The 7,916-nt window shown below is 61.4% G+C and carries 6 protein-coding genes; 3 read left to right on the forward strand and 3 right to left on the reverse strand.

Going from position 1 to position 7,916, the window contains the following annotated elements:
- Positions 1–184 precede the first annotated feature (184 nt).
- From AAC083_RS20775 to AAC083_RS20785, 3 genes are all read right to left on the reverse strand, one after another.
- The gene (locus AAC083_RS20775) at positions 185–661 is read right to left on the reverse strand and encodes a GNAT family N-acetyltransferase (RefSeq protein WP_108537613.1); all 477 of its coding nucleotides are present in this window, start codon (positions 659–661) and stop codon (positions 185–187) included.
- 58 nt (positions 662–719) lie between these two features.
- A complete protein-coding gene (locus AAC083_RS20780) occupies positions 720–1,001 on the reverse strand; it encodes a hypothetical protein (protein ID WP_108537609.1) in 282 nt (93 codons plus the stop codon).
- A gap of 146 nt (positions 1,002–1,147) precedes the next feature.
- The gene (locus AAC083_RS20785) at positions 1,148–2,362 is read right to left on the reverse strand and encodes an ROK family transcriptional regulator (protein WP_042034042.1); all 1,215 of its coding nucleotides are present in this window, start codon (positions 2,360–2,362) and stop codon (positions 1,148–1,150) included.
- A gap of 119 nt (positions 2,363–2,481) precedes the next feature.
- Between AAC083_RS20785 and AAC083_RS20790 the strand changes: the two genes are divergently transcribed.
- The 3 genes from AAC083_RS20790 to AAC083_RS20800 all read left to right on the forward strand — a co-directional run.
- The gene (locus tag AAC083_RS20790; protein WP_108537610.1) at positions 2,482–5,760 is read left to right on the forward strand and encodes a DUF5107 domain-containing protein; all 3,279 of its coding nucleotides are present in this window, start codon (positions 2,482–2,484) and stop codon (positions 5,758–5,760) included.
- Positions 5,761–5,841: 81 nt separating this feature from the next.
- Positions 5,842–7,293: a sugar porter family MFS transporter gene (locus tag AAC083_RS20795; RefSeq protein WP_108537611.1), complete on the forward strand. Its 1,452-nt coding sequence runs from the start codon at positions 5,842–5,844 to the stop codon at positions 7,291–7,293.
- Positions 7,290–7,916: aldose epimerase family protein (locus AAC083_RS20800; protein ID WP_146181753.1), on the forward strand; the 627-nt coding region annotated here is incomplete at its 3' end. The genes AAC083_RS20795 and AAC083_RS20800, both read left to right, overlap by 4 nt.

Here is a 7,916-nt window from a genome sequence, read left to right on the forward strand (position 1 = left end):
CTGGGGCTGGGGAAGTCATGACTTGCTGGCTGATTTGGGCAACAACGCCTTGCCAAGTGAGACGTGATAATCAAGATGTGGGCGATGTAAAACAGGAAACGTTTAAGCACTGGCGGCAGATCAATAAATGACTTGATAAGAAAGGTGTATTGGCTTCAGCTTGGGCGGCACTTGTGCCAGCAGGTTACTGGCCGTGGCGGACCGGGATGCTGGGTTCCAGTGCAAGGGAGAGCCTCAGCATATCCTTGTGCTGGATGCCGTGTTCAATCAGAGGCTCAGGGTAGTGGATAAGGAAATGGTCTTTGAGCACGGCATCGACGCGAAAGCCGTGGCGCTGGTAATAGGTGAGCTGATGGCCAACGCTGCCGGTGCCGAGTTCGACGCGGCGCACGCCCTTCTCGGCAAGGTTTTCCAGCACAAAGCGCAGCAGGCCAGAACCTATGCCTCTCTGCTGGTGTCCGGGGGCTACGGCGATATTGAAGATCTCGACGATCTGCTCCCCGATAAGGTTGGCCACGCAGGCTCCCACAATCTCATCGCCCTCGCTGGCGGCAAAGCCCAGAGCGCCGGGCAGGTAGGCGGCGATGCGCTGCTCGGACGGATCTGCTTCCAGCAGCAGTGTCAGCGGCAATCGGTCGGGAGCGATCTCGATAAACGTCACCTTCATCTCATCCTGTTCTCTTGGCAATGGGCGTAGCCGACCCCGAGGGGCGTGTCATTCAATACTCAAGAAACGTCTCGCCGCAGCGTTCGCAGATCAGATGCCGCACATGGGTGGTCTGATAGGCGAGGGTCCCGCCAAATGCCCAGTTGGTGAGGGTGCTGGCGCGAAAGGCTTGCCAGAAGGCTTTACGCGGTTCTTTGGGCATCAGGTCCTGACTGTGGTCGCGCGCCACTTGCACCACGATATGGCGGGTGCGCTCTCTGCATTTGTCACAGCGATGGATTTCGCTCTGCGCTTGCTGTTCCCTTTGTTGCTGCGGCTCGTGTTGGGTTGTCATGATGGGCACTCTCCTGCTGATGGAGCGCCCATTATATCCCTCTCCACTTGGCTCTCATAGCCCCATGGGGAGTTTTGCAATCGGGAGCGGGATCACCCTGACCTGCGACCTGGGCCAGTCAGGGGACTGCGTCCTATCTCTGCTTGTCAGCCAGGGACACTGGTATCGCTGCGCCGTTCCAGCGCCCGCTCCACGTAGAGATAGCCGATGCCCATCACCTGCTGGGCACGGCTGAGCGTGCCGACGCGCAGTTGGGTTGCATTGACCGCATCGCTGCAATCGAACGGATTGGCGCCGGTCTGACTGACGATCGTTTGCAGCCAGGTCTCACCAAAGCCGCAGCTGCGGCCATAGAGCCAGATGCGGTTGATGTTGAGGATATTGAGGAAGTTGTAGAGGCTCAGGCCAATGGCGCGGGCCCCTTCGTCCACCAGGGCGCGGATCATGGTATCCCCCTGATGGTAGAGCGCGAGCAGCTGGGCCGTGTCGAGCTCCCCGTCCACCAACGCCGGGTTGTCGGCACTGGCTTGCTGCTTGAGAAACACCCGGGCCCGTTTTTTGATGGCAAACAGGGAGGCGACCGTCTCCAGGCAGCCATAGCGGCCGCAGGCACAGGCGCTGCCGTCCGGATTGATAATGGTGTGGCCTATCTGGCCGCTGCCAAACAGGGTGCCCCGGTAGATCTGGCCGTTGATGATAAAGGCCGACCCGATGCCGTAATCGACGTTGATGACGCAAAAATCCCCGCCGCTTTCCTGGCCCTGCCACTTCTGGGCCAGCGCCAGCATGATGCAGTCGTTATCCACCATCACCTCGCAGCCGAGGCGCTCCTCCAGCAGGTACTTGAGCTCGACCGGCGCGTGCCAGGGGGCCTGCGGCATGGTTTGGGAGACCCCGGTCGCCGGGTTGACCTGACCGTGCACCGCCAATGCCAGCCGGATCGCCAACCCCTTGTGGCGGCGCTTGTGCTGGTAGTAGTGCGCTTCAATCAGGCGCAGCAGCTCATCGGGGGTCTGCGGCGCTATCTTCTGGCCGCAGAACTCACCCAGCGGGGTGATCAGGTTATCCACCAATATGCTTTCCAGGCTGGTGGGGCTGATGTTGAAACAGAGAATGGCCCCCTTGCCGCTGGCGATGCGGTAGCTGCCCCCATTGATGCCACGCAAGGAGAGGTTTTGTTCGCTGTGGCTGATGGCGCCGTCGGCCACCAGCTCGTCGAGGATCTTGCTGACCGCCGGGATGGAGAGCTCGCAGTGGCGGGCCAGGGTGGACTTGCTCGCCTCCTTGAGTTGGTAGAGCAGTGCCAGCAACACCTGCTTGTTGTGGTGGCGTACCTTCTGGTTGTTCAAGCCGATGATCATCAGTTCACTAAACTCCGCTTACTGTATTGCGTGATCTTTAAGCGAAAATCGCTGCAGTCACCATTCTAAACTGGCCTCATCGAAACGTTTACTAATAAATGTTGAATGAGGCGAGATTGATGAAAGCTGATGTAAAAGTCTGGGTAGAGACCATCTCACTGCCGACCTACGAGGTGGGTGCCGAAGATCCCAACCCCATGTTTCTCGAGAAGCGGGTCTATCAGGGCTCCTCGGGGGCCGTCTATCCCTACGGCGTGATCGACACCCTCACCGGTCAGAAGCAGATGAAGTCCTATCAGGCGGTCTGGCTGGAGAACGACTTTATCAAGGTGATGCTGCTGCCGGAGCTGGGGGGCCGCATCCATCGTGCCTACGACAAGGTGATGCAGCGGGATTTTGTCTATTACAACGAGGTGATAAAGCCGGCGCTGGTGGGACTGGTAGGGCCCTGGATCTCCGGTGGCATCGAGTTCAACTGGCCGCAGCACCACAGGCCCACCACCTTTATGCCGGTGGATTTCACCATTGCGGAGCAGGAAGGCGGCGCCAAGACCGTCTGGCTGGGCGAGGTGGAGCCGATGCGCGGTCTGCAGGTGATGGCTGGGTTCACCCTCTATCCCGACAAGGCGCTCATCGAGATCACCGGCAAGGTGTTCAATGGCAACGACACGCCGCGCCACTTCCTCTGGTGGTCCAACCCGGCGGTGAAAGGGGGCGATGCCCATCAGAGCGTCTTCCCGCCCGATGTGACCGCCGTCTATGACCACGGCAAGCGCGACGTCAGTGCCTTCCCCATCGCCCGTGGCACCTACTACAAGGTGGATTACTCCGCTGGCGTCGATATCTCCCGCTACCGCAACATCCCGGTGCCCACCTCCTACATGGCGGACAAGTCCGATTACGACTTCGTCGGCGCCTACTGCCATGACGAGCAGGGCGGCCTGTTGCACGTGGCAGATCACCACGTTTCGCCGGGCAAGAAACAGTGGAGCTGGGGCAACTGCGATTTCGGTCTGGCCTGGGATCGCAACCTGACCGACGACAACGGCCCCTACATCGAGCTGATGACCGGGGTTTACACCGACAACCAGCCCGACTTTACCTGGCTGGATGCGGGGGAGGAGAAGGTGTTTGTGCAGAACTTCCTGCCCTACAACACCCTGGGCACCCTGCAAAATGCCAATACCCGCGCCGCCATCAAGCTGGAGCGCAGCGACGACGGTCTGCTCTGCGGTGCCTACGCGATCGCACCGCTGTGCCAGGCCCGTTTCGAAGTGAGTGACGAGAGTGGCGTGCTGTTCACCCAGACGCTGGATCTGCAACCGGGTCAGGCCTGGCTTGAGCCACAGGCCATCACCAGCGAGGGACGTTTGCAGGTACGCCTGCTGGATGAGCAGGGCCAGCCGATCCTCAGTTATCTCGAACACCTGCCTGCGGGTGAAGCCCTGCCGGATCCGGCCACGGCACCGGAGCCGGCCGTCAATCTCGACTCAATCGATGAGCTCTATTTCATCGGTCAGCATCTTGAGCAGTATCTGCACGCCAGCCGCTCGCCTTTTGATTACTACCTGCGGGCGCTTGAACTCGATGGCGGCGACTACCGCTGCAACCTGGCACTGGCGACGCTGGAGTACAACCGCGCCAACTATGAGCCGGCGCTGGCCTACGCCAATCAGGCGCTGACCCGTGCCCATCGCCTCAACAAGAACCCCCAGTGTGGCAAGGCCAGTCTGCTGCGCGGCCACATTGAGGAGCGCCTGGGTCAGTTCGATGCTGCCTTCGATGACTTTTACAAGGCGACCTGGAGCGGTAACTGCCGCGACAGCGGCTTCCTCGGACTGGCCCGTATCGCCATGGTACGCCGTGATCCCCTGCAAGCGTTGCCCTTTGTCGAGAAGAGCCTCGCGGTCAACGGTACCCACTATGGCGCCATCGCTCTCAAAGGGTTGGCGCTGCTGGAGTCCGGTCAGCGGGCGGCGGCCCTCGCCTATATCGACGAGCAGCGAGTCCGTTATCCACTCCACTATCAGCTGGCCTTCCTGCGCTGGCTGGCAAGCGAGCAGCCGACCGATCTCGAGGCGCTGCGCACTCTGTGCAACGGGCGCGGGGTGAACCTCTGTTTCCTGGCGAGCAATCTGCTGGCGCTGGGTCGCCCCGAGTTGGCGCAGCAACTGCTTTCGCTGCTGCCAGTGGAAGAGACCCTGCCGCTGTTGTTCCAGGCCGCTCAGCTGCCCGAAGGTGAGGCGCAGGATGCCCTGCTGGCGCGGGCCGAGCAGGCATTTGGCCGCAAGGTGCGCTTCCCCAATACCCTGGGCGAGGTGGCCATGCTGGCGCAACTGCCCCACAGCTGGTTTGCCAGCTACCTGCTGGGCTGCTTCCACTACAGCAAGCGCAGCTACCCGCAAGCCATCGCCTTGTGGCAGCAGGTGTGCGAGCAGGCACCCGAATTTGCCCCGGCCTGGCGCAACCTTGGCATCTATCACTTCAACAAGAGCGGCGATCCGGTGGCGGCCGAGCAGTGTCTGAGCCGGGCCTTTGCCCTCAAGCCGGATGATGCCCGCCTCTTGTTCGAACTGGATCAGCTGCACAAGCGCTGCACCATGGCACCCAACGAGCGGTTGGCGCTGCTGGAGGCACACCGTGAGGTGGTCCTCAAGCGCGACGATCTGACCGCCGAACTGCTCGGCCTCTATCACATCACCGGCCAGCTGGAGACGGCGGCAGAGATCTTGCGGCTGCGCGAATTCCACCCCTGGGAGGGGGGCGAGGGCAAGGTGACCGGTCAGTACCTCATCAACCAGCAGCGCCAGGCGCTGGTGCTGATGGCCCTGGGACGCCATGAGCAGGCCATACCGCTGCTGCAACAGGCTCTGTGCTACCCCCTCAATCTGGGGGAGGGACGTCTGGTGGGGCAAACCGACAACGATATCCACTACCTGCTGGCGCTCTGTCACCTCGCCTGTGACAACCAGAGTCTGGCGGCCCAGTGCCTGCAACTGGCCTGCCTTGGTCAGGGGTCGCTGGGTGCCAGTCGCTACTACAACGATCAGCCGGTCGATTACCTCTTCTATCAGGGCATGGCGCTGGCGCGTCTTGGTCGGGTTGCAGAGGCGCAACGTCTCTTTGAGGGGATGGTCGGCTGGGCCGAACAGGCGATGGGTGAGCGGGTCGAGGCGGACTTCTTCGCCGTGTCGCTACCGGACCTCATCGTGCTTGACGATGACCCGCAGCACAAACATCGCCAGCACTGTCTGTTGGTCAGGGCGCTCGGCCTGTTGGGGCTGGATCAGCGGGATGGCTGTGAACAGACCTTGCGAGAGCTGCTCACCCTCAACCCGGCCCATGACAAGGGGCACCTCTTTGCCCTGATCTGCCGCGGGCTGTCACTCCACTCATAACACCCATAACAAAAATCGGCGCCCCGCCACGGTAAGGGGCGCCACTGCACCCTACAATCGACAAGATGATAAGGATGAGTCATGGAACGCACGAAAAATCAATTGGATACGAATGGGCTCAATATGAGCTACATCTGGATGATCTGCCTGGTGGCCGCCTGCGGTGGCCTGCTGTTTGGCTATGACTGGGTGGTGATTGGCGGGGCCAAGCCCTTCTATGAGGCCTACTTCGCCATTACGGATCCGGCCCAGTCCGGCTGGGCCATGAGCTCGGCGCTGGTGGGCTGCGTGCTGGGGGCTGCCATCTCCGGCTGGTCTGCCGACCGCTTCGGTCGCAAGAAGCCGCTGATCCTGGCCGCCATCCTCTTCACCATCTCGGCCTGGGGTACCGCTACGGCCAGTAACTTCGATCTGTTCGTGATCTATCGCATCATCGGCGGTATCGGCATTGGTCTGGCCTCTGCCCTTTCGCCCATGTACATCGCCGAGATAAGCCCGGCCGAAAAGCGGGGCAAGTTCGTGGCCATCAACCAGCTCACCATCGTTATCGGGGTGCTGGCAGCCCAGCTGGTGAACCTGATGATCGCCGATCCCGTGGCCAGCAACGCGACCCAGGCCGATATTCTGGCCACCTGGAATGGCCAGTCCGGCTGGCGCTGGATGTTCGGTGCCGAACTGGTGCCGGCGCTGGCGTTTCTGGTATTGATGTTCTTCGTACCTGAGTCACCGCGCTGGTTGGCCAAAGATGGTCAGTATGAGAAAGCCTCCCGCATGCTTGGCAAGATTGGCGGTGATGATTATGCCAAACAGACCCTGGCCGATATCCGTCAGACCCTGGTGGGCGAGACTCACAAGGTGTCGCTGTCAGAGCTGGGCAAACCCTCGGTGCGGCCAATCCTCATCATCGGGATCGTGCTGGCGGTATTCCAGCAGTGGTGCGGCATCAACGTCATCTTCAACTATGCGCAGGAGATCTTTGCCTCCGCCGGGTTTGACATCAACAGCACCCTCAAATCCATCGTCGCCACCGGTCTTATCAATCTGCTGTTTACCCTGATTGCGCTGCCCATGGTGGACAAGATCGGTCGCCGCAAGCTGATGCTGATTGGCTCGGCCGGTCTCACCATCATCTATGGCATGATGGCGGCTGCCTATGCCAGCGGTATGCTGGGGCTGCCGGTGTTGTTGCTGGTGCTGGCGGCGATCGCCATCTATGCCTTGACCCTGGCGCCGGTCACCTGGGTGCTGCTCTCCGAGATCTTCCCCAACCGGGTGCGCGGGCTGGCGATGTCAGCCGGTACGCTGGCACTCTGGATTGCCTGTTTCATCCTGACTTACACCTTCCCGCTGCTCAACGCCGGGCTCGGCGCCGCAGGCAGCTTCCTGCTCTATGGCCTCATCTGTTTCGCCGGTCTCATCTTTATCTATCGCAAGGTGCCCGAGACCAAGGGGGTCACGCTGGAAGCGCTGGAAGCCCAGCTGGCTCAGGGCAAGGTCGAACTGACCCAAGCCAAGGCAAGCACCTCGGCATGACGGTATACACATTAAGCAACCCGCATCTTCGGATGCGGGTCTCTGCACAAGGGGCCTGTCTGCTGGGGCTGGACGATGATCAAGGGCGCCCGCTGCTGCGAGACACTGATCCGGCGCAGCCCTGGCATCCCGGACAGAGCGCCCTCTTTCCCATGTTGCCGCTGGCCAATCGGGTAGCGGGCAACCGGTTCGAACTGTGGGGAGATGCGTGTTCGCTGCCCGCGAGCGAGCTCGATCCCGACTTTTTTTTGCATGGGGATGGCTGGTTGCAGCCCTGGCAGCGGGTGGCGTTGACCGACAGCTCGGTGACCTTGCAGCTCACCAGCCAGCATGGCCCTTTTCACTATCTGGCGGAGATCGACTATCGGCTGCAGGGAGCAAGCCTGGTGGCGCGGATCAGCCTGACCCATCTGGGGGAAGCGCCCTGCCTCTACGGCGCGGGATTCCACCCTTTCTTCTGGCGCGACGAGCAGACCCGAATACGCTTTCTGGCGAGCGGCGTCTGGCAGGAGGGGCCGGATCATCTGCCGACCGACTGGGCGAGCAGACTGGCGCCCCACCTCGATTTTCGCCAGTGGCAGCCGCCGCTAGGGTGGCTCAATCACTGTTATGGCGGCTGCCAC

The sequence above is a fragment of the Aeromonas sp. HMWF014 genome, from assembly GCF_963878295.1.
GTDB lineage: Bacteria > Pseudomonadota > Gammaproteobacteria > Enterobacterales > Aeromonadaceae > Aeromonas > Aeromonas popoffii.

Excerpts from the sequence above, each read along its gene's own strand:
- AAC083_RS20780 (WP_108537609.1), bottom strand. The coding sequence starts at position 1,001 with ATGACAACCCAACACGAGCCGCAGCAACAAAGGGAACAGCAAGCGCAG.
- AAC083_RS20785 (WP_042034042.1), bottom strand. The coding sequence starts at position 2,362 with ATGATCATCGGCTTGAACAACCAGAAGGTACGCCACCACAACAAGCAG.
- AAC083_RS20790 (WP_108537610.1), top strand. The coding sequence starts at position 2,482 with ATGAAAGCTGATGTAAAAGTCTGGGTAGAGACCATCTCACTGCCGACC.
- AAC083_RS20795 (WP_108537611.1), top strand. The coding sequence starts at position 5,842 with ATGGAACGCACGAAAAATCAATTGGATACGAATGGGCTCAATATGAGC.